This window comes from Thalassospira sp. CH_XMU1458, assembly GCF_037027205.1.
Taxonomy (GTDB): Bacteria; Pseudomonadota; Alphaproteobacteria; order Rhodospirillales; family Thalassospiraceae; genus Thalassospira; species Thalassospira tepidiphila.
Map to the genome: position 1 here is coordinate 482604 of NZ_JAYMDW010000001.1, position 25573 is coordinate 508176.

25 protein-coding genes are annotated in these 25573 nt (G+C 55.3%); 15 read left to right on the top strand and 10 right to left on the bottom strand.

All coding sequences use genetic code 11. The features are described 5' to 3' along the window. Positions 1-13 precede the first annotated feature (13 nt). From WBY09_RS02280 to WBY09_RS02295, 4 genes are all read right to left on the bottom strand, one after another. On the bottom strand, positions 14-1249 hold the full coding sequence (locus WBY09_RS02280; protein WP_256430677.1) for a response regulator: 1236 nt from the start codon (positions 1247-1249) through the stop codon (positions 14-16). Between the two features lie 15 nt (positions 1250-1264). Next, the gene (locus tag WBY09_RS02285; protein ID WP_008888653.1) at positions 1265-1738 is read right to left on the bottom strand and encodes a response regulator; all 474 of its coding nucleotides are present in this window, start codon (positions 1736-1738) and stop codon (positions 1265-1267) included. A 158-nt stretch (positions 1739-1896) separates the two neighbouring features. Continuing rightward, positions 1897-2364, bottom strand: coding sequence for a DoxX family protein (locus tag WBY09_RS02290; protein WP_197146258.1), 468 nt, complete (start codon positions 2362-2364; stop codon positions 1897-1899). 39 nt (positions 2365-2403) lie between these two features. Next, positions 2404-3105 carry a pirin family protein gene (locus WBY09_RS02295; RefSeq protein ID WP_008888651.1) on the bottom strand — a complete coding sequence of 234 codons (702 nt, stop codon included), beginning with the start codon at positions 3103-3105 and terminating at the stop codon, positions 2404-2406. A gap of 141 nt (positions 3106-3246) precedes the next feature. Here WBY09_RS02295 and WBY09_RS02300 point away from each other — a divergent pair, with 141 nt between their 5' ends. Continuing rightward, positions 3247-4158, top strand: a complete 912-nt coding sequence (locus WBY09_RS02300) for a LysR family transcriptional regulator (RefSeq protein ID WP_197146256.1) — start codon at positions 3247-3249, stop codon at positions 4156-4158. Between the two features lie 105 nt (positions 4159-4263). Beyond that, positions 4264-5064 carry a CbiX/SirB N-terminal domain-containing protein gene (locus tag WBY09_RS02305; RefSeq protein WP_197146255.1) on the top strand — a complete coding sequence of 267 codons (801 nt, stop codon included), beginning with the start codon at positions 4264-4266 and terminating at the stop codon, positions 5062-5064. A 9-nt stretch (positions 5065-5073) separates the two neighbouring features. On the opposite strand, the gene WBY09_RS02310 is transcribed toward WBY09_RS02305, so the two are convergent. Both WBY09_RS02310 and WBY09_RS02315 read right to left on the bottom strand, forming a co-directional pair. Then, a complete protein-coding gene (locus WBY09_RS02310; protein WP_064780154.1) occupies positions 5074-6006 on the bottom strand; it encodes a LysR family transcriptional regulator in 933 nt (310 codons plus the stop codon). A gap of 103 nt (positions 6007-6109) precedes the next feature. After that, positions 6110-6286, bottom strand: coding sequence for a hypothetical protein (locus WBY09_RS02315; protein WP_156518938.1), 177 nt, complete (start codon positions 6284-6286; stop codon positions 6110-6112). 312 nt (positions 6287-6598) lie between these two features. Here WBY09_RS02315 and WBY09_RS02320 point away from each other — a divergent pair, with 312 nt between their 5' ends. Continuing rightward, on the top strand, positions 6599-7048 hold the full coding sequence (locus WBY09_RS02320) for a PaaI family thioesterase (protein ID WP_286792708.1): 450 nt from the start codon (positions 6599-6601) through the stop codon (positions 7046-7048). Positions 7049-7102: 54 nt separating this feature from the next. Here WBY09_RS02320 and WBY09_RS02325 read toward each other — a convergent pair whose 3' ends face one another. After that, a complete protein-coding gene (locus WBY09_RS02325) occupies positions 7103-7852 on the bottom strand; it encodes a GntR family transcriptional regulator (RefSeq protein WP_008888646.1) in 750 nt (249 codons plus the stop codon). A 307-nt stretch (positions 7853-8159) separates the two neighbouring features. Between WBY09_RS02325 and WBY09_RS02330 the strand changes: the two genes are divergently transcribed. From WBY09_RS02330 to WBY09_RS02350, 5 genes are all read left to right on the top strand, one after another. Then, positions 8160-9245 (top strand): ABC transporter ATP-binding protein, encoded by a 1086-nt coding sequence (locus WBY09_RS02330; RefSeq protein WP_210515692.1) that lies wholly within the window; start codon positions 8160-8162, stop codon positions 9243-9245. 36 nt (positions 9246-9281) lie between these two features. Continuing rightward, a complete protein-coding gene (locus WBY09_RS02335) occupies positions 9282-10598 on the top strand; it encodes an ABC transporter substrate-binding protein (protein WP_008888644.1) in 1317 nt (438 codons plus the stop codon). Between the two features lie 147 nt (positions 10599-10745). Next, positions 10746-11603: an ABC transporter permease gene (locus WBY09_RS02340; RefSeq protein ID WP_120223961.1), complete on the top strand. Its 858-nt coding sequence runs from the start codon at positions 10746-10748 to the stop codon at positions 11601-11603. 2 nt (positions 11604-11605) lie between these two features. Beyond that, positions 11606-12442 carry an ABC transporter permease gene (locus WBY09_RS02345; RefSeq protein WP_063086472.1) on the top strand — a complete coding sequence of 279 codons (837 nt, stop codon included), beginning with the start codon at positions 11606-11608 and terminating at the stop codon, positions 12440-12442. Then, positions 12439-13197 (top strand): aspartate/glutamate racemase family protein, encoded by a 759-nt coding sequence (locus WBY09_RS02350; protein ID WP_286792710.1) that lies wholly within the window; start codon positions 12439-12441, stop codon positions 13195-13197. The genes WBY09_RS02345 and WBY09_RS02350 overlap by 4 nt, the downstream gene beginning before the upstream one ends. A 22-nt stretch (positions 13198-13219) precedes the next feature. On the opposite strand, the gene WBY09_RS02355 is transcribed toward WBY09_RS02350, so the two are convergent. Both WBY09_RS02355 and WBY09_RS02360 read right to left on the bottom strand, forming a co-directional pair. Further along, a complete protein-coding gene (locus WBY09_RS02355; RefSeq protein ID WP_286792711.1) occupies positions 13220-13891 on the bottom strand; it encodes a FadR/GntR family transcriptional regulator in 672 nt (223 codons plus the stop codon). Positions 13892-14042: 151 nt separating this feature from the next. Beyond that, the gene (locus tag WBY09_RS02360) at positions 14043-14876 is read right to left on the bottom strand and encodes a sulfite exporter TauE/SafE family protein (RefSeq protein ID WP_120223964.1); all 834 of its coding nucleotides are present in this window, start codon (positions 14874-14876) and stop codon (positions 14043-14045) included. Between the two features lie 211 nt (positions 14877-15087). Here WBY09_RS02360 and WBY09_RS02365 point away from each other — a divergent pair, with 211 nt between their 5' ends. From WBY09_RS02365 to WBY09_RS02380, 4 genes are read left to right on the top strand one after another with little or no spacing between them, the layout of a single operon-like run. Beyond that, a complete protein-coding gene (locus WBY09_RS02365; protein WP_064780148.1) occupies positions 15088-16032 on the top strand; it encodes a tripartite tricarboxylate transporter substrate binding protein in 945 nt (314 codons plus the stop codon). Then, complete coding sequence (locus WBY09_RS02370) at positions 16029-16580, top strand: tripartite tricarboxylate transporter TctB family protein (RefSeq protein WP_336231893.1); 552 nt, start codon at positions 16029-16031, stop codon at positions 16578-16580. Before WBY09_RS02365 ends, WBY09_RS02370 begins: the two co-directional genes overlap by 4 nt. 13 nt (positions 16581-16593) lie before the next feature. After that, positions 16594-18120, top strand: coding sequence for a tripartite tricarboxylate transporter permease (locus WBY09_RS02375; RefSeq protein WP_286792713.1), 1527 nt, complete (start codon positions 16594-16596; stop codon positions 18118-18120). A gap of 16 nt (positions 18121-18136) precedes the next feature. Then, positions 18137-19735 (top strand): gamma-glutamyltransferase family protein, encoded by a 1599-nt coding sequence (locus WBY09_RS02380; protein ID WP_197146247.1) that lies wholly within the window; start codon positions 18137-18139, stop codon positions 19733-19735. Positions 19736-19856: 121 nt separating this feature from the next. Here the strand turns inward: WBY09_RS02380 and WBY09_RS02385 are convergent, their stop codons facing one another. Next, complete coding sequence (locus tag WBY09_RS02385; RefSeq protein WP_063086486.1) at positions 19857-20396, bottom strand: YHS domain-containing (seleno)protein; 540 nt, start codon at positions 20394-20396, stop codon at positions 19857-19859. A gap of 119 nt (positions 20397-20515) precedes the next feature. Between WBY09_RS02385 and WBY09_RS02390 the strand changes: the two genes are divergently transcribed. The 3 genes from WBY09_RS02390 (at position 20516) to mdoH (ending at position 25567) form a co-directional block, all read left to right on the top strand. Beyond that, entirely contained in the window at positions 20516-21409 is an 894-nt protein-coding gene (locus WBY09_RS02390; protein WP_197146246.1) for a cupin domain-containing protein, read from the top strand. Positions 21410-21645: 236 nt separating this feature from the next. Continuing rightward, positions 21646-23394, top strand: a complete 1749-nt coding sequence (locus tag WBY09_RS02395) for a glucan biosynthesis protein (RefSeq protein WP_197146245.1) — start codon at positions 21646-21648, stop codon at positions 23392-23394. 55 nt (positions 23395-23449) lie between these two features. Beyond that, positions 23450-25567 (top strand): glucans biosynthesis glucosyltransferase MdoH, encoded by a 2118-nt coding sequence (gene mdoH / locus WBY09_RS02400; RefSeq protein ID WP_197146244.1) that lies wholly within the window; start codon positions 23450-23452, stop codon positions 25565-25567. The last annotated feature ends 6 nt before the right edge of the window (positions 25568-25573 follow it).

The following is a 25573-nucleotide window of genomic DNA, read 5'->3' on the forward strand; positions in this document are numbered from 1 at the left end:
AGAAGGCAGTGTTTCAGAAATTATGAGGCTTGGTTGCTTCCAGCGGGATGTGCTTGCCAATGCAGGCGCGTTCCCAAATCTGCCAATCAGCCGCAGCACCACATCGGGTGATAAATCCACGCGCGAGGTCATATTTTTCTGCGCGTGTCACACCATCAACACCTGCCTTGCGCGCAAAATGCTGTGCTGCATAGACAATCAGCAAGCTTTCCGACCTGTCGGTTGGTGCGGATTCCGGACGATGATGAAATGCGATGTTTTCAATGATCTGATGGGAAAAACCCCAGCAGGCACACAGGCACGCTGATACAGCCGGATGAGCAAAGCCCATTTCACTGATTTCAGCTGATATGATGTCGCAATTATCTACGTCTGCACGATGGCGGCTGGCTGCATGTTTTTCAGGCACAACGCGAGCAGTGAAAATATCGCCGATGTGACACAGAAGAGCAGCGGCACGGATCTGATCGACAGATTCCGGTTCAAGGTTGCGAAGTCGTGCGATCTCGGCCGCCATCTGACCCAGGACAAGGGGACGATGAAGGTCGACACTGATCCGCTCGCCATCAAACTGGCTGGGTTGTCCCAGTTCGCACCAAAGCACGCACAGTGCTTTGATGGTCTCGATACCCAAGATTTTAAGAAGCTTGATGAAGTCAGGATGACAGTCCCCGGGTATGAGTTGCTCACGCAGGGCAAGCTCATGGACAAGGTTCGTTAACGCCGGGTGATCGTTTGCGAAATCAGTAAGTTCGGCATGGCTACTGGGACCGCTGAATTGCAGTATGGAATGCAGGCGACGAAAGGTTATTGGCCACATCAGATCGCCCGGAACGATGGAAAGCAAATCAACCAGAAACGGGTCGCGCAGATATCTGTTCATGATCAGGCCGCGCTCGGCTGCGTGGATGATGTCGCTATCGGTGCAGGGTTTGGCCAAAAAATGATGGGTGGCGGCAGCACCATTCTGGATGGCGATTTCATCGGCATAGCCGGACAACAGAATGCGGGATGTTTGCGGCCAGCGTGTTGCAACGATCCGAAGGAACTCCGCCCCGTCCATGGACGGCATGCGCATGTCGGAAATGACGACGTCTGCAGGCTGTTCTTCCAGTCCGATCAACGCCTGTTCCGCACCTTCGTAAAAGCGCATCTTCCAGTTCGGACGCATTGATAACATACGCCGCCGTAAACCTCTGAGAACGTTGAGGTCATCATCAACAAATATGATCGAGGCATTATGCGGCATTGCTTGTATGGCTCTCTAAGCGATTGCTGCAGACAGGCTGGCGGCATCACAGGGTTTGCTCAGAACGAAGGTCGCGCCGACAGATTTGGCTTCTTCATTGACCTTGGCGTCATAGAAACCGGTCAACATGATTTTGCGTGTACCTTCGGCATTCTTGATTTCACGGCGCTCGATCTCATAAAGCAATTCGATGCCTGACATTCCGGGCATCATATAATCAAGAATCACCACGTCATAAGGCGTTTGTTTGCGGCCCGCCTGGGCCAGCATCTGCAACGCGATTTCGCCGTTTTCAGCGACGTCTATGTGAGTGGCACCGGCACTGCGCAGGACACGGCGAACGGAGAAGCGCACTTCGATACTGTCATCGACCAGCAGGAAACGCTTTTCGGCATTCGGTTTGCGGTATGCGTTATCCCCTTTGCAGCGGCGCAAACCGTCGGCGATTTCGATATCATTCTGACTGTTTCTGGGCGATGCGATGTTCATGGCTTCGTTCCGGATCACTTTGCAATGGTTGGATCAGTAGCTTGGTCACCATCTTCGCCATTTTCCGGGGCGGGCAATATCCCCATTTGGGGAGCAAACGAAAAACGGGCTGCACTTATGGCAGCCCGTTGAAAACACGCGCGAATTTGGCGGTATGATCAGAATTCACGGCCGATCTTGTGATCGACAGAGAATTTTCCCCCGCCCTGAATAAGCACCGACAGGGCAAGAAGCCCCCACATCAGAGGCATTTCAAAACCACCCTCGTTCCAGAAATAACCAGCTGGAAGATGGGTTGAAACAGCAATCGCCATGAAAACAAGAACTGCCGCTGCCACCGGACGGGTCAAAAGGCCAATCGTCAGCATAAGGCCGCCGACAAATTCCAGAAGGCCAATAGCAAGCGCAAACAGGAAGCCCGGAACAAAGCCGATGCTTTCCAGCCAGCCTGCGGTTCCTTCGAGGCCATAACCACCAAAGGCACCAAACAGTTTCTGGGCACCGTGCGGGACCAACAGAATGCCGGTGGTCACACGGACAATGACAGGCGAAAGCGGTTGCAGGGTTGACCATACATTGCCAAGGGCAGGGATGATCGAACGGGTGTTTGCGTTATACGAAGTCATGGTCGTTCTCCTAACCATGGGGCACGCGGGTTTCGCGCTTCAGGCCGCCATGTCAAAAACAAGGGCTTCGGCGTTGTCCGCGTCCGAGAAGACAAGTTCGTCTTCATCCTTGATCGCAGCGCCATCACCAGCATTAAGGGTTTCACCGTTCACCGTCAGGCTGCCGCGCGCGACCTGTACCCAGGCAATGCGACCTTTGCCGATCTTGTGCTGGGCACTTTCGCCATCACTGAGATGGGCGACATAAAGATCGACATTCTGATGAATGGTGATCGAGTCTTCGCGGCCATCGCGGCTGCCGATCAGGGTCAGGCCAGAGCCGGTATCGCGGCGTGCGATTTCCTTTTCCTCGTAACCCGGTTCCAGACCGGCCGCTTCGGGGATGATCCAGATTTGCAGGAAATGCACCGGATCGGTTTTGGAATGGTTGTATTCCGAATGGCGAATGCCGGTCCCGGCGGTCATGCGTTGCAGGCGGCCCGGACGGATGACAGATCCGGTGCCGATGCTGTCCTTGTGTTCAAGGGCACCATCAAGAACATAGGAAATGATTTCCATATCCTTGTGACCATGCGTGTCAAAACCGGCACCGGGAATAACCCGGTCTTCGTTGATCACGCGAAGCGGACCCCAACCCATGCGGTTCGGATCGTAGTAGTGCCCGAACGAGAATGTGTGATTGGAATCAAGCCAGCCAAACTGGGCACGGCCGCGGGTATCAGCATCAACTTTAATAAGCATCTTCTACCTCCATGAGGTTGTCTGTTGTTGAAGGCAGAATACCCTTTTCAACTGAGGAGACAATTCGTGTAATTATCGCCATTGTGTTGCATATTATGCGACAATCTGAACCAACCGGGGCGATAAACAGGAAGACGCACCATGGACAAACTGGCCAGCCTCAAGAGTTTCGTGCGCGTGGTTGAAGAAGGAAGTTTTGCTTCTGCCGCGCGTGCGATCGGACAATCACGTTCGCAGGTCAACCGTGCGGTGGCGGCACTTGAAGATGATCTTGGCGTTCAATTGCTGAACCGGACAACGCGCAAAGTTTCGGTCACGCCAAGCGGACAGGCCTTTTATCAGCGGGCCAAAGCCATTCTGTCCGATCTGGGGGACGCAGAAGACTCCATCCGCGAACATCGCGATCACCCTTCCGGGGATATCCGGATCAATGCGCCAATGTCTTTTGGCACGTTGCATCTGGGGCCGGCATTGGTCGATTTTGCCCGGACCTATCCTGATATCCGGGTCGAACTGTCGCTTGATGATCACTTTATTGATCCGGTGGCAGATGGCTTTGACATGACCGTGCGTATCAGCCGCCCGACAGAAACCCTTGCCCTGATCGATCATGAAATCGTGCCGATGCGTCGCGTGCTGTGCGCGTCGCCCGAGTTTATTCGAATGCATGGGGAACCGGCCGACATTCGTGATCTGGCGCGGTTACCCTGTCTGCATTACGGCAACCTGCCATCCGGGGCGCGCTGGAAAATGACCGGTCCGGACGGGCCGGTCGCGGTACAGGTCAATGGCGTGTTTTGCTGCAACAACGCGGAAGTGTTGCGTGATGCGGCCCTTGCCGGGCTGGGCATTGCCGAATTACCGACATTTATCGCCGGGCCGGAATTGCAGACCGGGCGACTGGTCAGTGTTCTTTGCGATTATGCGCCGGGTCCTTTGTCCCTGTATCTTTTGTATCCGCCCAGCCGTCAGCTTGCTGCGCGTATCAGGTTGCTGGTTGAATTCATCCAGGACCGCTTTGGCGATCAGCCGCGATGGGATCTGGTGCAATGAAATTTTCGCGCCAAAACAGGGGTTTTTGCCCGTCCGGCGATCCAGATGGTTGCATGATGCGTATATGAAACTACGCTTTAGACAATGCAGACTATGGTGAGATGCATGCCACATTTCGAAATGCCGACACTCATGATGGTGTCCCATGGCAACAGCGGTAATGGCGGTGATCCGGCAGGGGACCTTGCGCGGACAATTGCACCTGACTGGAATGGCCGTGTCAGCCACGGATATATGCGAAGCCAACCCTCTGTCAGTGATCAGCTTGAAAACCTAAAGGAAACGGCTGATGCCAATCGTCTGATTGTTTTCCCGCTATTCTTCAGTGAAGGCTATCTGGTGTTCGAAGAACTGCCAGCCAAATTGCACGAGGCGGGGCTCGGCGATGCTGTCATCCTGCCACCGGCCATCAACCTTCCGGGTTTTTGTGAAATGATTGCGGCGCATGTTCATGCATCAGCACGCAATCGTGGCTGGAGCCTTTCTGAAACATCTGTCTTTCTTGTTCCGCACGGCTTGAAAACCCTGACCGATCCGCTTCCCGAAACAGTCAAACTTGCAGATCGTCTGGGGCGGATTTGCGTTGGTGCTGAAATCTGCATTGGCAATATCGAAGGATCGCCATCGCTTGGCGATTGGCGCGACATCGCCGCCCACAGGCAGGCGATTATTGTGCCTATGCTTGCAGGTGGTGGAACGCACGCGCGTGAAGATCTGCCTGAACTGCTTGATGTTAAATCAGATGAACGTGTCGAGGTGCTGGCACCGATCGGTCAGTGGTCTGAATTGCCCGGTCTTGTTCTGGCAGAAGCCGAACGTCATGTGGCGCGTTTTGGCGGCATGGCAGTGCCGTTGGGCCCGAGTGGACAGGACCTTTGGGCGGAACGCGCACAGCGTTCTGCCTGACGAGCAGGATCAGCCCAAAACCGGTTTGAACTGAGTTTCCGCCGATTTGCGCAGAAGATAATCACGAAACAGGCGTGCGGCACTGGTCAGATTGGCGTTGCCTTCGTGGGCGATCAGTAATTGGCGTTTGGCCCAGTCATCGGCAATCGGCGCGCCAGCGATGTTCATGTGCCCGATATAGCCCGCGACCGAGCTTTTGCGCAGGAAACCAATCCCGAGACCCGCCGCAATCATTTGCCGCAAAGAGCCAAATCGCACGACCTTGATATGTGGATGCATGTCGAGTTTGATTTTCGATGCGGCCTCGGAAATCAGATCATCAATCACGCCGCCTTCATGCAGTGAGATGATGTCGTATTTGGCGGCTTCGGAAAATTTCACCGGTTTTGGATTATCGGCATTTGGGATCAACGGATGCCCCTTGGGCGTTACAACCCAGATCGGATCATCACAGAACACATCATGGGACAGATCGCCAAGCGGGCTGTTATCGGCCAGAATTGCCAGATCAGCGCGGCCTTCACGGACGGCCTCGGCACTTTCGCGTGACGTCAGTTCACGGACATCAACTGTGATGTGGGGGAAATCTCGTTCAAAATCGGCCAAGAAGGATGGCAGGCCGGTCAAAATCGCCGAAGTGACTGCGGCAAGATAGATCTTGCCCTTTTCACCGGCGTTGAAATCGCGCAATTCGTTGGAAAGATGGTTCAGATCGCCCAGAAGCTTTTCGCCATAACGGGCAAAGATCGTGCCTTCTTCGGTCGGCTCGACCCCGCGTGGCAGGCGGCGCAAAAGTTTGACGCCCAACATGGCTTCAAGTTCGCCAATACGGCGCGAAACTGCCGAAGTCGCGATATGTTCGCGCCGGGCAGCTTCATTGATACTTCCGGCGCGCACGATGGCGACAAAAAGCCGGATGGTCACGATATCAAACTTTTGCATGGAACCGTTGTCGGTGGTTCAACCCGAAGCGTCAAGCAGTTTGAGGGCGCGATGATGTAAGGACCGTCGCACCATCCTCAAACGATACGTAAAGGCAGGTGCCTTAACCTTCAACCTGACGCCATGCCTTGTTCCAGTCCGCAGTCAGTTCTGCGTGGTTTTTGGCCTGGGATGCTTTCATGATCACGGCAACCTGAAGGGCACGAACAAAGCTGGTGAACCAACCGATACGGACTTCGCGTTCGATGCTGGTGGTGTCTTTGTAAGCAATTGTCGTCATGGCTTTGATCCTTGTAGAACCGTTTGTGTCTGGGGTGACTACAGATATACCGACAGCCGGTTCGAACGACTATTCTCGTTTCACCGCTATCCCGTTCTTGGTTGGAGAACGGTGTTGTTATCGCTTTGAAATAAAATCGTTATTTCATGTTGCATCGCCTAACATTGATTAAGGAATGCGGTTTTCCAGCCGGTTTTGCGCTGTGTTGGGAGCGGTGTCGTGGCCGGCCAAGGCATGCGACTCATCGCGGTTTTCGGCGCTCAGCGATTTCTGCTATAGCTTGGTGAGTTTTACGATAGGGATGGTTTATACATGACCGGCACGCACGATAATCTGGCCTATGAACAGGCCCATGGCAGCGGATTGCAGGATCATCTTGGCTATCGCCTGGTGGAATGGGCGGAAGACCACGCGGTGGTCGAACTTGACGTGCAAAACCATCACTGCAACCGCGCCGGGATTCTGCATGGTGGCGTGCTGACAACCCTTATGGATACAGCGTCTGGCTATTCTGTGTGTTTCTGCCCTGTGCCGGGCAATGTGCGCAAATCCCTGACCCTGTCATTGACCACCAATTTCCTTGGGATGGCAAGGGATGGTTTGGTCCGGGTTGTTGCCCGCAAGCAGGGCGGCGGACGCAAGGTGGTGTTCACCGAGGCAACCGCCTATGACGCGAATGGCAATGTAATCGGCACATCGACGGGCACGTTCAAATATCACCGCGGTAGCGAGGATCCAAGCGGGGTTCCGCGTGATGCGTGAACGGAATATGCGCGGGTAGCGAATGGCGCGCGTTACCGGAAATTGCCAAGAGGCTTAGCTGGCTTCCGAGGTCGGGATTCGGCCAAAGATGCTGGCAAAATCGGTTTTGCCCGGCTTGGGCCGCTGCAATTGCAGGCGATCGCGGATGGCATCAAGGTGGCGCGACATTTCAGCCGCCGCGACATCGGGATCGCCACTAAGCAGAGCATTGAGCAGCTGGTCATGTTCTGTGTGGGAGCAATCGACCGGTTGCGGGCTTTCATACATGGCAATAATCAGCGACGTGCGCAGGATCAGGCGTTCAAGGAATTCCTCGATCACCAGATTGCCGCTAAGCCGTGCCAGCAACAGGTGGAATTCACCCGACAGAATGATGGCAGCCCGATGATCCCCGCGATGATGGGCATCATGTTCGCGATCCAGATGCGCCTTGATCTGTTCGGCGCGTTCGGGGGTCATGCTGGTGGCGACCTTGCGCGCAACGCCATCTTCGATCATGCGGCGCGCGGAAAAGACTTCGATGGCTTCGTCAATGGTCGGTTCAGCGACAAAGGCGCCGCGATTGGGCACCAGATTGATCAGCTTGTCATGGGCGAGCTGCAGGAAAGTCGCACGGATGCGTGCACGACTGACCCCAAAGGTTTTGGCAAGATCTTCCTCGATGAGCTTCATGCCCGGCTCCAGACGGCGATCCAGGATCGCGTCGAGCATCTCGTGATAGATCATTTCCTCCGGGCGCAGCTTTTCGCTGCCTTTATAGCTGCCGGTCTGTTCGGCCTTGGCCATCGTGACGATACTTTCCATCGTTCATGTTCGTTGGGTGGTTCTCTATTTCTACAAAATTGTTGACGATTTGCACAACATAAAATGGTTCTTTATTTTCCGTACAGGGACGAAGATGATTATAATTTTCGCATATAAATCACGATGATTAATAAATATGCATAAAGTGGACATAAAACGGGCAGAATGAGAGCCCTAACAAACGCGCCAGTTTTGACAGCTTGGCGGGACTCGTTGAAAAACTGCCAATGAAATCAAGTGGCACGCATCTTGCCTTAGATCGCTGACATGATTGTTAACAATTTTGCATGCAGCGACGGGTGAGCGGATGACGGGCAACGGGGCCATTGAATTGATTGCTGTCAGTAAATTCTACGGCAGCACACAGGCAGTGAAATCGATTGATCTGCAAATTCCGGCAGGGGCGTATTGCTGTTTGATTGGTCCGTCCGGGTGCGGCAAGTCAACCACGCTGCGCATGATCGCCGGTCATGAAGTGATCAGCGAGGGCGATCTTCTGATCGGGGATCGCAATGTGACCGAACTGCCGCCGGTCAAACGCGGCACGGCAATGATGTTTCAGAATTACGCACTTTTCCCGCACATGACCTGTGCGGAGAACGTTGCCTTTGGCCTCAAGATGCAAGGTGTCTCCCCATCGGATCGTAAAGATCGGGCCAAAGAGATGTTGGCCCGGGTCCATATGGAGCAATTTGCAGATCGCAAGCCCGACCAGCTCTCTGGCGGGCAGCAACAGCGTATTGCTTTGGCGCGTTCCCTGATTACCGAGCCGTCCGTGCTGTTGCTTGATGAGCCGCTTTCGGCCCTTGATCCGTTCCTGCGGGCGCGCATGCGTGATGAATTGCGCCGCCTTCAGCAGGAATTGGGCATTACATTCGTTCACGTCACGCATGCACAGGACGAGGCATTGGCCCTTTCGGACATGGTGGTTGTGATGGAAGACGGGATCATTCGCCAGAAAGGCACCCCGCACGAAATCTTTAACCAGCCCAAATCGCGCTTCATCGCGAATTTCATGGGCGGCCAGAACATCTTCAAAGGCACCGTTTCGGAATCCGGCCCGGCAGGCACGTTGCTTGCGCGCGGTCCGGACAGTTTCTTCCTGCCCGGTTTTGCTGACGGCAAGGCGGGCGAGGATATCGAATTCACCATTCGTACCGACCTGATCGGTCTGGACGAAACGCCACCAGCAGACAGCAAGAACGGTCAGATCCCTGTCGAAATTACCACGGTCGAGTATCTCGGCCTGTGGGTCAGGATTGTCGCAACGACAGCCGACGGCAAGGAAATAACCCTAATGAAGACCGAAAGCGAATTTCGGCAGGCACCGGTCAGGCGACTGGACAAATTCATCGCCTATTGGAAGCCGGAACATGCCCATGTTCTGGCCTGAATGAAATAAACCAACAAGCTATCAGGAGTGCTTCACATGACGATCGAAAAGAAAATTTCGAAGAAAACAATCGAGACGGAAACCGGCGTTTCACGCCGTGGCTTCGTTAAGGGTGCAGCGGTTGTAACCGGTGCGGCTATCGGTTCGGGTGCCATCACCGGCTTCCCGACCATCTGGGCGCAGAACATCAAGGACGTTACCCTGCGTCAGTTCGGTACTGGTGTTTCGAACATCAACGCCGTTGCGGACAAGGTCAAAGAAGATCTTGGCTTTACCCTTCAGATGACTGCCCTTGATTCGGATGCGGTTGCCCAGCGCGCCGTGACCCAGCCGAACTCGTTTGATATTGCCGATATCGAATACTGGATCTGTAAGAAGGTCTTCCCGGCCGGCACCATGCAGCCGATGGATACCACCAAGCTGAAAAACTATCAGTACATCTCCAAGCTGTTCATTGATGGCAAACTGACCCCGGATTCAGAAATCGCGCAAGGTACCGCGCCGCATACGGTTGGTTTCGTTGAAGGTGCCGACAGTGTCGAGTTTGCATCTGCCCCGACCCAGTGGATGACCCTGATCCCGACCATTTATAACGCAGATACCCTTGGTATTCGTCCTGACCTGATTGATCGCGAAATCACCAGCTGGGCCGATCTGCTTGATCCGGCATTCAAGGGCAAGGCATCGATCCTGAACATTCCGTCTATTGGCATCATGGATGCGGCGATGGTGTGCGAAGCCATGGGCGAAGTCACCTATGGCGATAAGGGCAACATGACCCAGGAAGAAATCGACAAGACCATCGCGGTCATGATCGACGCCAAGAAAGCCGGTCAGTTCCGCGCCTTCTGGAAGAGCTTCGATGAGTCGGTCAACCTGATGGCATCTGGCGAAGTCGTCATTCAGTCCATGTGGTCGCCGGCCGTTGCGGCCGTGCGTTCCAAAGGCATCGCCTGCAAATACCAGCCGCTTAAGGAAGGGTATCGTGCATGGGGTGGCGGCATCGGTCTTGCCAAGCACCTTTCTGGTCTCGAGCTTGAAGCAGCCTACGAGTATATCGACTGGTACCTGTCGGGCTGGGTTGGTGCGTATCTTAACCGTCAGGGTTACTACAGCGCAGCACCGGAAACCGCGAAGAAGTTCATGTCCGAAGACGAGTGGGGCTTCTGGATGGAAGGCAAAGCCGCCGAAGGTGACATCCTCAGCCCGGAAGGCAAGGTCATGGAAAAAGCTGGTGCGGTTCGCGATGGCGGTTCCTACGAAGAGCGTATGGGCTCGGTCGCGTGCTGGAACTCTGTCATGGACGAGAACAAGCACATGGTCCGCAAGTGGAACGAATTCATCGCAGCATAATTTGCGACAGATATCTGGTGGGCGCGGCTTTGGTCGCGCCCGTCATCTCGACTTTCTGATTTTACATTTTCAATTTTCCGACAGCATGTCGGGCCCATTTATTCGTTTTTACTTTTTGGTTTTCTGGCAGGGTTTCAAGGACAGAGCATGGCTTCTGATACGTCAAAAAGATCGTCCTATTTCCTGATCTCGCCGATGGCGCTGATCTTTGCGGTGTTTCTTGTCATCCCGCTTCTGACCATTGTTGTGGTCAGTTTCTGGGACTATGACGAATATCGCATACTGCCGGACTTCATTTTAGAGAATTACAAGTACCTGCTGGGCTCCTCGGTCACCTGGAGCATCTATCTCAATACCCTGAAATATGCTGCTCTGACCTGGGTCTTTACCCTGCTGATCGGATTTACGGTGGCCTATTTCCTGGCGTTTCATGTGCGCAGTCTGACCTGGCAGATCGTTTTGTTCATGCTGTGCACCATTCCGTTCTGGACGTCGAACATCATTCGCATGATTTCGTGGATCCCGTTCCTTGGGCGTAACGGGCTTTTGAACTCTGCTCTGATCAATCTGGGGATTGTCGATCAGCCGCTTGAATTCCTTCTGTTTTCCGATTTCGCAGTCGTGTTGGCAGATGTTCACCTCTACACCCTGTTCATGGTGGTTCCGATCTTCAATTCCATGATGCGCATTGACCGGTCCTTGATCGAGGCGGCGCGCGATGCAGGTGCCAGCGGGTTCGAGACCCTAAAATCCGTCATCGTCCCGCTGTCCAAGCCGGGCATTGCCATTGGATCGATCTTTGTCATTACGGTGGTGATGGGTGATTTCATCACGGTCCGTTTGATGAGTGGCGGGCAGAGTGCCTCGGTCGGTTTGCAGATTTCCAATGAAATCGGACTTCTGCAATATCCGGCCGCAGCCGCCAGTGCGGTGGTGTTGCTGATCACGGTTTTGCTGATCGTGACCGCGTTGTTGCGTCTTGTTGATATCCGCAAGGAGCTGTGATCATGGCATTACTCACCAAAACCCGTGAACGCCGTCCGACCAGCTTCTATTTCCTTGCGGCATTTTTTACGCTGTTCGTGCTGTTTCTTTATGGCCCGATGCTGACGATTTTCATTCTGTCCTTTCAGGGGGAGAATGGCGGTCTGACCTTCCCGATGAACGGGTTCTCGTTCCATTGGTTTGGCAATCTGTTTGAACAACAGGCCGTTGGTGACTTTGGCGGATCGTTCAGCAGATCGCTTAAGCTTGGCCTGATTGTCATGGTTGTAACGGTTGTAGTGTCCTTCATGGCCGGTCTTGCGTTCCGCAAGCGGTTCCGGGGCGACAGCGTGATTTTTTATCTTGCGATTGCCAGCCTGATTGTACCGTCGATCCTGATTTCGCTGGGCATCGGTTTGCTGTTCAATATCGTTGAATGGCAGCCGCAATGGTTTACTTCCGCCCTTGGTGCGCATCTGACATGGACGTTCCCGTTCGGTCTTCTGATCATGTTTGCGGTGTTTAACCGGTTTGATCCGTCTTATGAGGAAGCCGCACGCGATTTGGGCGCAAGCAACTGGCAAACCATTCAATATGTTGTTTTGCCGATGGTGGGGCCAAGCCTGATCGGGGTTGCGATGTTCTCGTTCACCCTGTCCTACGATGAATTTGCCCGCACCCTGATGACGGCTGGCGCACTCAATACCCTGCCGCTTGAGATCTATGGCATGACAACCAACGTCACCACACCGGTACTTTATGCGCTGGGCACGGTGACCACCGGGTTCTCCTTCCTGGTGATTGCACTGGCATTGGGCACGGTTGCCATCATGCGCCGCCGCAAAGGACAAAAAGCATGAGCCGCATTGCCGTTATCAATCCCAACTTGTCGACCGGCTTTACCAAAAAGGTCGGCGAACAGGCGCAAAGGATTGTTGGGCCGACAACACAGGTTTTAGCACTCAACCCGACTTTCGGACCGGATAGTATTGAGGGCTATTACGACGAGGCCTTTGCCAGTGTCGGATTGCTTTCGGTCATTCGCGAACTCGAAGCTGCACCCGAACAGGAATCTGATCCAATTGGCGGCTATGTGGTGGCGTGCTTTGATGATACCGGGGTCGATGCTGCGCGCTGTCTGACCGGTGCGCCAGTGCTGGGGCTATGTGAGGCGGCCCTGCGTATGGCGGCGGCCGTGTCATCGCGCTTTGCGATTGTTACCCCGATGCCGGTTTCGGTCCGGCCGCTTGAACATCTGGTGTCGAAATACGGGGCGTCATCGCAATGTGTCGTCCGGGCGGCCGGTGTGCGGACGCTGGATTTCGAAGGGGCTAACGCCAAGGCGGCATACGCTGCACTTAAAAAGCAGGCGGAGATTTGCCTTGCTGATGATTATGCCGAGGCGATTGTTCTGGGCTGTGCGGGAATGACCGATATCGCCGATCGCCTGACCGAGGAGCTTGGCGTACCGGTGATTGACGGGGTCAGTGCCGCGGTCAAGATGATCGAGGCCATGGCGTTTCTGGGGCTTCGCACAAGCAAGGCAGGCGCCTATGCCAAGCCGCCGCTTAAGGCGTACCACGGCATGTTTGCGGACTTTGCGCCGCAGGGCTGACCGCAAAAAAATCGTTATCAGATCAGGTTTGTTTCAGTGCGTGTTCCACCTCGGACAGGTGGCGGCGCATGGCGTCTTCGGCGCGTTTGGGGTCGCGTTGCTCAATCGCGTTGATGATGTCGCGATGCTGGGCGCTGAGTTCTTCGATCAATGTGTCTGAATGGCTGCTTTCACGCAGGCGAGCCCATGCCGCTTCGCGGCGGACCGCATTGACGGCCTCAAACACCGCCAGAAACAGCGTGTTCTTGACCGATTCGGCCAGGCGCTGATGAAAGGCCGCATCCCATTTTTCGTATTCGGCCTGTGTGGTCGCACGGGCGGCCTTTTCGACCATGCTGCGCATGGCGTCGATATCGCCTTGTGAGGCGCGAAGGGCAGCGAACCGGGCCATCGATGGTTCGATTTCCTGACGGACTTCCATGATTTCAAACGGGCTGGTTTTGGTGGCCAGTCCTTCAAGCTTGCGCAGGCGCGGGGTCGGCGGGGTTCCAACAAAGGTGCCCTGACCCTGGCGACGCCAGATGAGGCCTTCTGATTCAAGCTGATCAAGCGCCTTGCGAAGCGCCCGGCGACCGACATCAAGCTTTTCGGCAAGGGTGCGTTCGGCGATCACACGCCCGTCCTTGACAAAGTCCCCCTGTGCAAAGCCGGTCTTGAGCTTTTCTGCCAGCGCCTGGGTCGCGAATTCAGTCATGGTTTTTGGTCATTTTTTATGGCGTTTCTATCGACGTTTCCGAATGCGTTTCTATTGGCGAACCAATGCGCACCTATCATTGTAAGCCATTGGTTTATCTAAGAACAAGCATATACAATTCCTGTTTGTTCCCAGATGTTTGCAAGGATGCCTAGCTCAGAAGGTCATAGAACATCCGCGCAGACGTGATCGCCAGAAACAGGCCAAAGCACATGCGCAATGCCCGGCGCGGAATGGTGTGGGCTATGCGTGCCCCGATCGGTGCACACAGTACCGTCATCGGAATAAGCAGGGCCGCCGCCAGAACATTGACATAGCCAATTGAAAATGGCGGGCGACCATCGACACCAATGCCGGACATCGCATAGCCGATGGTACCGGGAAGGGCGATGATAAGGCCAATCGCGGCCGAAGTGCCAACCGCGCGGCGGATGTCGTAACCCAGGAAATTCAGGACCGGCACGCAAATGGTGCCGCCGCCAATTCCCATCATGGCCGAAAGACTGCCGGCAATCACCCCAAGTACCGCCCAGACGGATTTTGGCGGGTTTTTGGTCTCGTTGGTTTCGCGGTCTTTCACAAGGATCATGTTGCCAGCCACGATCAGGGCGACAACGGCAAACACGATGGTCAGAACCCGGCCATCGGCCAATCCGCCGATTGCTGTGCCAAGGATCACGCCAACTATGATCGCCGGGCCCCAATGTTTGAGAAGCGCTGTATCGACCGAGCCCTTTTTATAGTGGCTGCGCGTTGATGAGATTGCTGTGGCAATGATTGTGGTCAGCGATGTGGCAACAGCGACCTGCATGCGAAGGCTTTCATCGACGCCCATGGTGGTCAGAAAATGATAAAGCACCGGGACAATCACAATCCCGCCGCCAACACCGAGAAGCCCGGCCATGATCCCGCCAAGGACGCCAGCAAACAGCATGGCTGCGCCCCAGACGAGATAGAGGCTCATGGCGCCATCCATTTCAAACATTCGAACCAATCCGTACCAATTATGATATCAATTAATAAGTGGTACTATCCATCTTTGGTAAAAATCTGCAACATAATCCTTGTTTAAAGCCAAATATTATTTTTGCGCTTGCGAAATTGGTTTGTTGCTGCCAACAATGTCCCGACAAATAGATTGAACCAAAGTAGTAATGGTTCACGAATTTCAGGCGAGATATCAGGAGGCAAGATACATGTTCCGCAAGATTGCAGTCGCTGCCGGTTTGTTGGCCGCAGCCATCGCAGGTCCGGCGCAGGCGCAGGACTATCCAGAAAAACCGATCGAATTCATCGTGCCTTGGGGCCCGGGTGGCGGCAGTGACACGCTGATGCGCATCGTCGCCATGGGTCTGTCGGAAGTCACTGGTCAGGCCGTGCCGATCGTCAATATGCCGGGTGTTGGTGGCACCGTTGGTCTGGCCGAATTCGCCAAACGTCCGGCAGATGGCTATACCATTTCGCAGATCCACGAAGGCCTTTACACCGCCAACAAGCTTGGCATCACCGAGCTCAGCTACAAAAACTTCATTCCGGTGGCTCTGGTGACGTCGTCGCCGCAGTATCTGGTGCTGTCGAAGAATGACAACTTCTCCAACCTGGAAGAGCTGAAGGCATATGCCGCAGCAAACCCGGGGGCCGTGCGCGCCGGTGTGACCCTTGGCGGTGTTCCGCATCTTCACATGGCAATGATCGAAGAAGCCCTTGGCGTTCAGTTCAGCTATGTGGGTTTCCGCGACACTGGCGAGCGTATCCGTGCGGCTGTTGGCGGCAATGTTGACATCGTGATCGGTGACGTTGCATCGGCCAGCGAGTTTGTGAAAAACGGCGACCTGATCTTTGCTGGTGTCGGCACCGAAGAACGTACCTCCGAAGAGCCGGACGTGCCGACCATGGCCGAACAGGGTTATGATCTTTCGATGGCGGTGACCCGTGGTGTTGTTCTTCCGGCCGGTACCCCGGACGAGATCGTCGAGGCTCTTGATGCTGCGCTTGAAAAGGCAATGTCCCTGCCTGATATCCGCGAAAAGATGACCAATGCCGGTTCGGCTGACATCTATCTCGGTCACGAGGCATACAAAGCCTATCTCGATAAACTTGACGGTGAAGTCGACAAAGTTGTCGGCAAACTTCAGGGATGAGTCAGTCGACTGCGAAAGCAGCAGCAGCGGACGCAGGTGCGTCCGCTGCTCTTCGTGCAAGAACTGAAGTCGCACGGCTGATTTCCTATATCGTTATCGGTTTGGGTGCTGCGTTTCTGAGCCTGCGTGCCAGCACCTTGCCGACCTCACGCTGGGAGCCGCTTGGGGCGGGTTCCTTCCCGGAACTGGTTTTCGGCGTGCTTGCGGTTTTATGCCTGATCGCAGCGGTGCGTGCGGTGATTGATATCCGCAAGGCCGGGGGTGCAAACCGTCTTGGGTCGTCATTGGGTGCATGGCTTGTTGCCCGGCGCTATTCCTTTGCGCTGTTCGGGCTTCTGGTGGTCTATCTGCTGTTGCTGCCGCTTGGTGGCTTTTCGCTGACCACCTTTGTGTTTCTGCTGATCGCGCAATTGATGATCGCAGGTATTTCCAAAAAGACCCTCTTACAGTCACTGATCGCCGCCGTGATTTTCTCGGTCGGCTTGAACATGCTGTTTGCAGAAGTCTTTAACGTGTTCCTCCCGCGCGGCGTGCTGTTTGCGGGCTAGGTAAAGTTTTACGATGATGTTGGATGCATTTCTTGCCGGTGCACATCAGGTTTTCGCATTCGATACCCTGATTTACATGCTGATCGGTTCCGTTGCCGGGATCGTCGCAGCCGCAATTCCGGGCTTCACCGTGACCATGGCGATCATTCTGACCTTGCCGCTGACCTTTACCATGGGTCCGTTGCAGGGCGTTTCGGTGATGCTGTCGGTTTATGTCGGCGGGTATACCGGTGGCCTGATCAGTGCCGCACTTTTGGGGATTCCGGGCACGCCAAGTTCAGTCGCAACCACCTTTGATGCCTATCCGATGGCGCGCGGTGGTGAACCGGGACGCGCCCTTTCGCTTGGTGTCTGGTCGTCCTTCTTCGGGACTGTCATTTCGACCATCGTTCTGATCATTGCGGCTCCGCCGCTTGCGATGATTGCGGTCAAGCTTGGCCCTTGGGAATATTTCTCGCTGATCGTCTTTGCGTTGACCATTGTCGCAAGCCTTGTGGGCAATTCGCTGATGCGCGGTCTGATTGCCGGGGTGATTGGCCTTGGTCTTGCGACCATTGGCCCCGACCCGATGATGGGCCAGCCGCGTCTGACATTTGAGTCGTCGATCCTCATGCCGGGTCTGCCGTTCCTTGTGGTTTTGATCGGGATCTTTGCCATCAGTCAGCTGATGGGCGAGCTTGAGGATCATGGCAAAGGCCCAAGCAGCGATGCGCTTATTCCCGATGTCATCGAATTCAAGACTTGGGCGGTCATGCGTGAAGTTCTGATGCATCCGGTCAATCTGGTGCGTTCCTCGCTTATTGGTGTGTTTATTGGGGCTCTTCCGGGTGCCGGTGGTTCGATCGCGAACCTTCTGGCCTATGATCAGGCCAAGCGCAGTTCCAAAAATCCCGATGAATTTGGCAAGGGCAATCCCGATGGCGTGATTGCGTCCGAAGCCGGGAACTCTGCCACGGCCGGTGGCGGCCTTATTCCGATGATTGCACTGGGTATTCCGGGATCAGCAGTCGATGCCATCCTGATGGCGGCCCTTATGGTGCATGGCATTTCGGTGGGTCCGCGTCTGATCATGGACAATGCCGATCTGGCCTATGGAATGTTCGTTGCCATGGTTGTGGCATCGCTCATGATGCTGGTGGTTTGCGTGCTGTCGATGCGCCTGTTCCTGCGCGTGACCGACATTCCCAAACAGTTCATCGTGCCGACTGTCATGATCTGTTGCGTGATCGGGGCCTTTGCGCTCAATAACCGGGTGACGGATCTTTATCTGCTCGGCGCGATTGGACTTGTCGGCTATGGATTGAAGTCGCTTGATTATCCGCTGGCGCCGCTGGTGCTGGGTGTCATTCTGGGGCCGATTGCCGAGACCAACCTGCGCCGCGCGCTGATGAGTGATGCCGACTGGACGGTGTTCTTTACCCGTCCGATTTCCGCAGTCCTGCTGGCGGCGGCCCTTCTTTCAGTCATCTTCAGTGTCCGTTCGGTTCTGAAGATGCGCAAAAAAGTCCGTCCTGCCACCGATGAACAAGACGGCGATTAAGGATTAGGAGACTTCCATGAAACTTCGTCACGACGCGCTTTATGCTTCACGCCGGTCCCCGGTGCTGGCGCGCAATATGGTTTCAACATCCCAGCCGCTTGCAGCCCAGGCCGGTTTGCGCATGCTGTGGGCCGGTGGTAATGCCGCCGATGCTGCACTTGCATCCGCGATTGCGCTTGCCGTGGTTGAACCGACCGGTAACGGCCTTGGATCGGATGCCTATGCCATTATCTGGGATGGCAAGGAACTGCATGGTCTGAATGCATCGGGCCGTGCGCCTGCGGCTTGGAACCCGGAACGCTTTGCCGGTTCTGACACCATGCCACAGCGCGGCTGGGAATCGGTCACCACACCGGGTGCGGTATCGTCTTGGCGTGAAATTTCAGAGAAGTTCGGCAAGCTGCCGTTCGAAAAACTGTTCGAGCCAGCGATTGAATACGCGACCCGCGGCTTTGCCGTATCGCCAATCATCGCCACCCTGTGGGAAAAGGGCGGCGATTTGCTTGGCAAGCAGCCTGGCTTTGCCGAGGCGTTCCTGCCGGGTGGCAAGGCCCCCAAGGCGGGCGAGCTGTTTGTCAACAAGGACGCGGCCGAAAGCCTGATTGATATCGCCGAAACCAAGGGCGAGAGTTTCTATCGCGGCAAACTGGCCAGCAAGATTGCCGCCTTTGCCAAGGAACATGGTGCGGCCCTGTCTGAGGAAGACCTTGGCAATCACAAGGCCGATTGGGTTGGTACGATTTCGCAAAGCTTTGGCAATGTGAAGCTGCATGAAATCCCGCCAAACGGGCAGGGGATTTCGGCCCTGATCGCGCTGGGCATTTTGCGCCATACCAACATTACCGATTATGAGCCGGACTCGGTCGAGGCGCTTCATCTTGAGATCGAGGCCATGAAACTGGCCTTTGCCGATATGCGCGAATTCGTTGCCGACCTTGATTATATGACCGATGTTACGGTCGAACATCTTTTGTCCGATGATTACCTGAAATCGCGGGCGGCATTGATTGATGCCAACAAGGCACAGGATTTCAAGGCAGGTGCCCCCAAACATGGTGGCACGGTTTATGTCACTACGGCTGATGAAAACGGCATGATGGTGTCGTTCATCCAGTCGAACTATATGGGCTTTGGGTCTGGTGTCGTGGTGCCGGGCACCTCGATCAGCCTGCAGAACCGTGGTCACGGCTTTAGCCTCAAAGACGGTCATCCCAATCTGGTCAAGGGCGGCAAGCGTCCGTTCCAGACGATCATTCCGGCCTTCCTGATGGGCCTTGATGGCAATCCGGTCATGAGCTTTGGCGTCATGGGCGGCCCGATGCAGGCACAGGGCCATTTGCAGATGACGCTCCGTACCCAGCTTTGGGGGCAGGACCCGCAAACCGCGGTCGATGCGCCGCGTTGGCAGGCGCTTTCGGGGCTGAATGTTGCCGTGGAAACATCTGTCGGTGCTGAGGTGATTGATGCGCTTAAGGCCAAGGGCCATGTCATCAAGGTCGAAACGCCCGACAGCACCAATTTCGGATTTGGCGGCGCGCAGCTGATTGCCAAGACCGATGCCGGGTACGTTGCGGGTTCGGATCCGCGCAAGGATGGTTGTGCGGTCGGATACTGATCGCACCATTTACAGATCAAAAAAAAACAAATGGCCGGCCCGTTCATTCGGGCCGGCCATTGTCATACCGGGCAACAGGGAGCCAGGGAGGAACCCGGATCAGGGCATTCCGCGCCCGGGATTATTGTGCGCCGATGGTCAGGCCTTTGGGGGCCATTTTCTCATCAGCGAGTTTGGCGTCTTCGATCGTTTCGATGATTTCCCAATTGTGATCAGCACCGCGAATGAAGCCGGGGATATCGGCAACCCAGCGCTGCTGGATTTCCTTGTTCAGGTTCAGATAAAGTTTGTCGTCAACGATGCGCCATGCCTGCGGATCGGCACCGAATTTACGACCCATTGCCGCACCAAAGGCACAGAACCCGCCATACTGCGGTGCGTATTTTTCCGGGTTAGCATTGAACAGGTCACGGTTTTCAGCGCTGGCAAAGCGATAGGTCGCGCCGCCGTGCTCGGCCTTGAACTCGGAGTTGCCCGGGGTCGGGGCACCTACGGTGAAGTATGCAACCGGGTCAAAACCCTGCAGGGCGTAGCCTTCAACAATGTGGACTTCCTGTGCGGCTGATGCCGGTGCGCTGATGGCGACAATGCTGCCAACTGCAGAAATACCCAGGACGGCGGCGAGGGCTGCGGAACGCATGAAACTGGAACGTTTGGTCATCTTTTTCATCTCCTTCACGGGGTGATCACCGGGTCTTTACTGGCAGGCGATCACGGAACTGGTTCATCAAGAGGGCGTCTTGAAATCTGAAAACAGCCTATCGTCGGAGAAGTGACTTGTTGTCTGAGGAAGCGCGCAATTCGTCTGAGAAGGATGTCCTGTCCGATCTGTTTGCCGGAAACCATCCGCGTGGTGATGTGATTTTTGCCGGAACCCATTGCGGCAGCAGCCATCACCAGGGGCGAGCGGATCTTCCATCGCAACAGCAAGGCATGCTGCATGTTTTGCAAAGTGGCACGATGCGGGTCCTTTTTGACGGCCGCGAAAAGGCGATACTGGATCGCCCCGGCGTGGTGCTTTTCGGATGTCCGGTTCCCCATGATATCGAGACGCCCATAGGTGGCGCTGCAATGGTCTGTGCCAATCTCGATTTCCCCGATATTGGTCTAAGCCCCGCTAAACTGGGTTTGCCGGAATATCTTTTCTTGCCTTTTGAAGAGCTTCCCGGGCTTGAGGCCATCACCGATCAGCTGTTCTTGGAATCAAAGGGCGGGCAGCCCGGGCAACGCACGGCAATCAATCTTCTAGTTGATCTGCTGTTGTTGATGGTGTTGCGCCATTGTCAGGCCAAGAACCTTGTCCGTCCGGGCATTCTGGCCGCCATGCGTGATCCGCGGATTGCGCGCGTGGTGGGTGAACTTCATCAGAAACCCGGCGAAAACTGGTCGGTTGAACGACAGGCCGAAATTGCCGGTATGTCGCGGGCGAGTTTTGCAGCCCGGTTTCGCGATTTGCTGGGCACATCGCCCGGTGATTTCCTGCAAACCATTCGCCTTGATCTGGCGTTTGGGTTGTTGCGCGATGGCAAAAGGCTGCAGGCGGTGGCAGGGCAAGTCGGTTATCGCAGCACAACGGCACTGGCACGTGCCATCCAGCAGCGCCACAACATTTCACCCCGTGAATTGCACGCCGATTCCAGCGCGGAAAACAGCGCGTTTCAATCAGCGGTTTGACAAACGGTTTTGCGTTTCCGTCAAGCGGTTCTTTGCAGCGTTTTTCCGTTGCTGCCCATGCAAAAATGACGCTTTGCCAATGACATGTCCGGGATTAAAGCAATCCTTTCGGGCAGCAGATCGGTTGTGGCTTTGCGGATTCTTACCCTGATGACGACACATTCCTGCCCTGTTTTCTGTGCACAACAGCAACCAATAAATTCGGAAAAATCCAACGGTTGGTAGCATATAAGAGCATGACGCAACATTTTCAGCAGCATAGCAAGCTGCCCCTCAGACGTGTTCTTTTGGGGGCTGCCGCGTCCGCGATGATCATGATCGGCGGGCCTGCGGCCATCCATGCACAGGAAAGTGATCCGGCACCTGTCCCACAGAGTGCCGAGGAAAATGCGTCTGCGCCAGTTTCAGCACCAGTTCCAGCTTCCGGGCAAACTGCACCGGCCGAACAGACAGCCGACACCGCAGCACAACCGGAAGATACGGTTGAGAATGCGGTGTCTGATGCCGAAAAACAGCCAAACGTCTCCAAACCGGTGATGTTCGATCCGGCAATGGTGACCAACCTTGCGCGCAATCTGGCCAAACAGCCGTTCGTTAATCCGCATCGCGAACTGCCCGAGGCACTTTCAGCCCTGAGCGCAGAAGATTACGCACAGATCCGCTTCAAGTCGCAGCGTGCCTTCTTTAATCCGGCCGAGACGGATTTCAGTCTGGAGCTGTTTCATCCGGGCACCATGTATGACGTGCCGGTAACCATCAATCTGGTGCGCGACGGTGAAGTTCAGGTCATTCCTTACTCGGCCGGACTGTTTGATTTCGGCAAGACTGGCCTGTCGGGCAACGATTTTTCGACGCAGAACTATGCCGGGTTCCGCCTGCGCTATCCGCTTTCTGATGTCACCAGCAATGATGAGCTGACCCGTTTTCTGGGCGCGTCCTATTTCCGCCTTCAGGGTCAGGGCCAGTCAATCGGTCAGATGGCGCGGGGCCTTGCGGTGGATCTTGCCGGTCCGACCGGCGAGGAAATCCCGGTCTTTCGTGAATTCTGGATTGTCGAGCCAAAGGATGGCGCAAATACCATCACGGTGTTCGCGTTGCTCGACAGTGAACGGATAACCGGTGCCTATCAGTTTGATATTACGCCTGGCAACCGGAGCCAGGCCGACATCAAGGCCCACCTGTTCTTCCGCGATGGGGTGGAGAAGATTGGCATTGCGCCGCTGAATGGTATGTTCCTGTTTGGCGAACAGCGCCGCCGGTTCTTTGATGATTATCGCGGTGAAGTCCATTCAAGCGACGGGCTTTTGATCAATAATGGCCGCGGTGAATGGTTGTGGCGTCCGCTGGACAATCCCCAGCACCTGCAGATGAGCTCGTTTCTGGATGAAAACCCCATCGGTTTCGGTCTTTTGCAGCGTGACCGCAATTTCGATCACTATCAGGATCTGGAAAAACGCTTTGACCAGCAGCCGGGCTATTGGGTGACGCCGAAGGGCAAATGGGGCAAGGGCCATATCGAACTGGTCGAAATCCCGAGTCCGTCGGAAACAAACGACAATATCGTTGCTTATTGGGTGCCGGAAACCAAGCCGGCGGCCGGCGGTGAAATGCAGGTCGAATTCAGTGTTACCGCGACCCGCGATGGCACAGGTTTGCATGGCATGGCGCAAGCAACCGATACCCGTATCCAGCGTTTGGCCAGCCAAGGTGATGAAGATCGGACCGGTACGCGTTTTGTGCTGAACTTTGCCGGTGGCGATCTGGATTATTTCATCAAGGATGCCAATAATTTGCAGGCTGATATCAGCGCATCAAAGGGCGAGGTCCGTAACATCCGCATCCTGCCCGATCCGGAAAATGGAGGTGTGCGTGTGTTCTTTGACCTGGTCAATGCCGGGGATGCGACATCAAGCAATCTCAGGGTCTTCTTGCTGTATCAAAACAAGGTCCTGAGCGAGACCTGGACCATGCCGTGGGCCTTCTGATCCTCTGGGATCAAGCGCCTCAATTGCCAGAAACAGATAACCCCAGAAGAGCCAGATGACAGAAGCCGCCAACACACCCAGAAAAGGGACCATACCCGCAGAGCGATCAGAGGACGCATTTTGTGATCCGACGGTCAAACTGCGCGGGCCCGGTGTCGGATCGCGGCGGATTTTCCTGTTTGGGGCATCGATTGCGGCGACTGCCTATGCGGCGTGGCTGATGACCGATGTTCTGGGCGCGGATCAGCTGACCATCATGGAAATGGTGGTTGTGGCGTTCTTTACCATCAACTTTGCCTGGATTTCGTTGTCGTTCTTTACCGGGATTGTCGGGCTGGTTTTGCGCGGGCTGAAACTTGATGCCATCACGCTCAAACGCCTGAAGCCGATTGTGCGCAAAGGCCGGCTGCGATCCAAGAATGTGGTGGTGATCCCGGTTTATAACGAAGACCCCAACCGTGTCTTTGCGGGCTTGCGCGCGAGCTATGAAAGCCTCGCTGCGACCGGCGAACTTGATGCGTTTCATTTCTTTGTGCTGTCTGATACCCGCGATCCCGATATCTGGATTGCCGAGGAAATGGCATGGGCCAAGGCTTGCTCGGATCTGAATGCACGTGGCAAGATTTTCTTCCGCCGCCGGGCAGAGAACACCGAACGCAAGTCCGGCAACCTCAAGGAATTCTGCGAGACCTATGCCGCCAATTACGATCACATGATCGTCTTTGACGCCGATAGCGTCATGTCCGGCGAGGCCATGGTCAATATGGCCTATCTGATGGAAAACAACCCGGATGCCGGGATCATTCAAAGCCCGCCGCAACCGACCGGCCGCCAGACCCTTTTTGCCCGTATCCTGCAATTCATTTCGCGCGTGCATGGCCCGACCATGTCGGCGGGTCTGTCATTCTGGTGCATGGGCAGTTCGAACTATTGGGGCCATAACGCGATCATTCGCACCAAGGCGTTTATCGAATGCTGTGGCCTGCCGGTTCTGTCGGGCAAACCGCCGATGGGTGGTCATATCCTCAGTCACGATTTCGTTGAAGCCGCCTTTATGCGCAAGGCAGGCTGGCGGTGCTGGTTGATCCCGCAGCTTGAAGGCAGTTGGGAAGAATTGCCGCCCAACCTGATTGATTTTGCCATCCGTGACCGGCGCTGGTGTCAGGGCAATATGCAGCATGCGCGGCTGATGGTTGCGCCGGGCTTTAAACCGCTAAGCCGTCTGCATTTCTTTATGGGGGTGATGAGCTTTGTGTCATCGCCACTGTGGCTTTTGCTGTTGCTGAGCTCGACGATTGCGACCCTTCAGAACACCCAGCTGACCTATAGCTTCTTCCCCGGTCAGTTCACCATGTTTCCGCAATGGCCGGTGGATCGGTCGTTTGAAATGCTGGTGTTGCTGATCTTTACCATCGGCATGCTGGTGCTGCCCAAGATCATCTCGATCCTGATGGTCTGTCTTGGCCGCGACCGCAAACAGTATGGCGGGGTAATGGTATTGGCCAGTGGCCTTCTTGAAACCCTGTATTCTGCCTTGCAGGCCCCGATCATGATGATGCTCCATTCCCAGTTCGTGTTTTCGGTCCTGACCGGTAATCAGGTGGGTTGGGACGCGCAGGAACGCGACGATGCCGGGGTACCGTTCAAGGCCGCCCTTAAAACCCATCGCACGATTATTGTGATTGGTGTTGTCTGGGGCGCGATTGCTGTCTTTGTGGATACGGCATTCTTCTGGTGGTTGTCGCCCATTCTGGCCGGTTTGGTGCTTTCGCCTTGGCTGACCCATTATTCCAGCAGCCTTGCCATCGGAAAGGCTGCGCGCCGGATGAAGCTTTTTGTGACCCCCGAAGAATATGACAGCCCCGAAGAGCTTCGCGCGTTGGCACGGATCAATGCCGAGAGCGGTGATGATGATGTCAAAGACGGGTTGCTGCGCCTGATCGAAGATCCTTACGCCAATGCACTGCATTCGGCCTTGTTGCCGGTGCGCAAGCCTGATGCGCGTACCGCGATAGAAATCGGGATCATCTATGAAAAGCTTGCCCGGCTTGGTGTTGAAAGCCTGACGCGCGATGAAAAGCTTCTAATTCTGTCTTGGCCGGTCAAACCGCTTGATCAGATCATGGCAGGGCGCGATCACATCACGGCCGAAGGTCCGAAGCCAGCAAGTTAGTGGTTT

Coding starts and splice junctions, on each gene's coding strand:
- WBY09_RS02315 (WP_156518938.1), bottom strand. CDS start 6,286: ATGACGACAATTGCTTACAAAGACACCACCAGCATCGAACGCGAAGTC.
- WBY09_RS02295 (WP_008888651.1), bottom strand. CDS start 3,105: ATGCTTATTAAAGTTGATGCTGATACCCGCGGCCGTGCCCAGTTTGGC.
- WBY09_RS02360 (WP_120223964.1), bottom strand. CDS start 14,876: ATGTTTGAAATGGATGGCGCCATGAGCCTCTATCTCGTCTGGGGCGCA.
- WBY09_RS02395 (WP_197146245.1), top strand. CDS start 21,646: ATGACGCAACATTTTCAGCAGCATAGCAAGCTGCCCCTCAGACGTGTT.
- WBY09_RS02385 (WP_063086486.1), bottom strand. CDS start 20,396: ATGACCAAACGTTCCAGTTTCATGCGTTCCGCAGCCCTCGCCGCCGTC.
- WBY09_RS02325 (WP_008888646.1), bottom strand. CDS start 7,852: ATGGAAAGTATCGTCACGATGGCCAAGGCCGAACAGACCGGCAGCTAT.
- WBY09_RS02345 (WP_063086472.1), top strand. CDS start 11,606: ATGGCATTACTCACCAAAACCCGTGAACGCCGTCCGACCAGCTTCTAT.
- WBY09_RS02310 (WP_064780154.1), bottom strand. CDS start 6,006: ATGCAAAAGTTTGATATCGTGACCATCCGGCTTTTTGTCGCCATCGTG.
- WBY09_RS02320 (WP_286792708.1), top strand. CDS start 6,599: ATGACCGGCACGCACGATAATCTGGCCTATGAACAGGCCCATGGCAGC.
- mdoH (WP_197146244.1), top strand. CDS start 23,450: ATGACAGAAGCCGCCAACACACCCAGAAAAGGGACCATACCCGCAGAG.
- WBY09_RS02280 (WP_256430677.1), bottom strand. CDS start 1,249: ATGCCGCATAATGCCTCGATCATATTTGTTGATGATGACCTCAACGTT.
- WBY09_RS02370 (WP_336231893.1), top strand. CDS start 16,029: ATGAGTCAGTCGACTGCGAAAGCAGCAGCAGCGGACGCAGGTGCGTCC.
- WBY09_RS02350 (WP_286792710.1), top strand. CDS start 12,439: ATGAGCCGCATTGCCGTTATCAATCCCAACTTGTCGACCGGCTTTACC.
- WBY09_RS02365 (WP_064780148.1), top strand. CDS start 15,088: ATGTTCCGCAAGATTGCAGTCGCTGCCGGTTTGTTGGCCGCAGCCATC.
- WBY09_RS02305 (WP_197146255.1), top strand. CDS start 4,264: ATGCCACATTTCGAAATGCCGACACTCATGATGGTGTCCCATGGCAAC.
- WBY09_RS02375 (WP_286792713.1), top strand. CDS start 16,594: ATGATGTTGGATGCATTTCTTGCCGGTGCACATCAGGTTTTCGCATTC.
- WBY09_RS02330 (WP_210515692.1), top strand. CDS start 8,160: ATGACGGGCAACGGGGCCATTGAATTGATTGCTGTCAGTAAATTCTAC.
- WBY09_RS02290 (WP_197146258.1), bottom strand. CDS start 2,364: ATGACTTCGTATAACGCAAACACCCGTTCGATCATCCCTGCCCTTGGC.
- WBY09_RS02355 (WP_286792711.1), bottom strand. CDS start 13,891: ATGACTGAATTCGCGACCCAGGCGCTGGCAGAAAAGCTCAAGACCGGC.
- WBY09_RS02380 (WP_197146247.1), top strand. CDS start 18,137: ATGAAACTTCGTCACGACGCGCTTTATGCTTCACGCCGGTCCCCGGTG.
- WBY09_RS02335 (WP_008888644.1), top strand. CDS start 9,282: ATGACGATCGAAAAGAAAATTTCGAAGAAAACAATCGAGACGGAAACC.
- WBY09_RS02285 (WP_008888653.1), bottom strand. CDS start 1,738: ATGAACATCGCATCGCCCAGAAACAGTCAGAATGATATCGAAATCGCC.
- WBY09_RS02300 (WP_197146256.1), top strand. CDS start 3,247: ATGGACAAACTGGCCAGCCTCAAGAGTTTCGTGCGCGTGGTTGAAGAA.
- WBY09_RS02340 (WP_120223961.1), top strand. CDS start 10,746: ATGGCTTCTGATACGTCAAAAAGATCGTCCTATTTCCTGATCTCGCCG.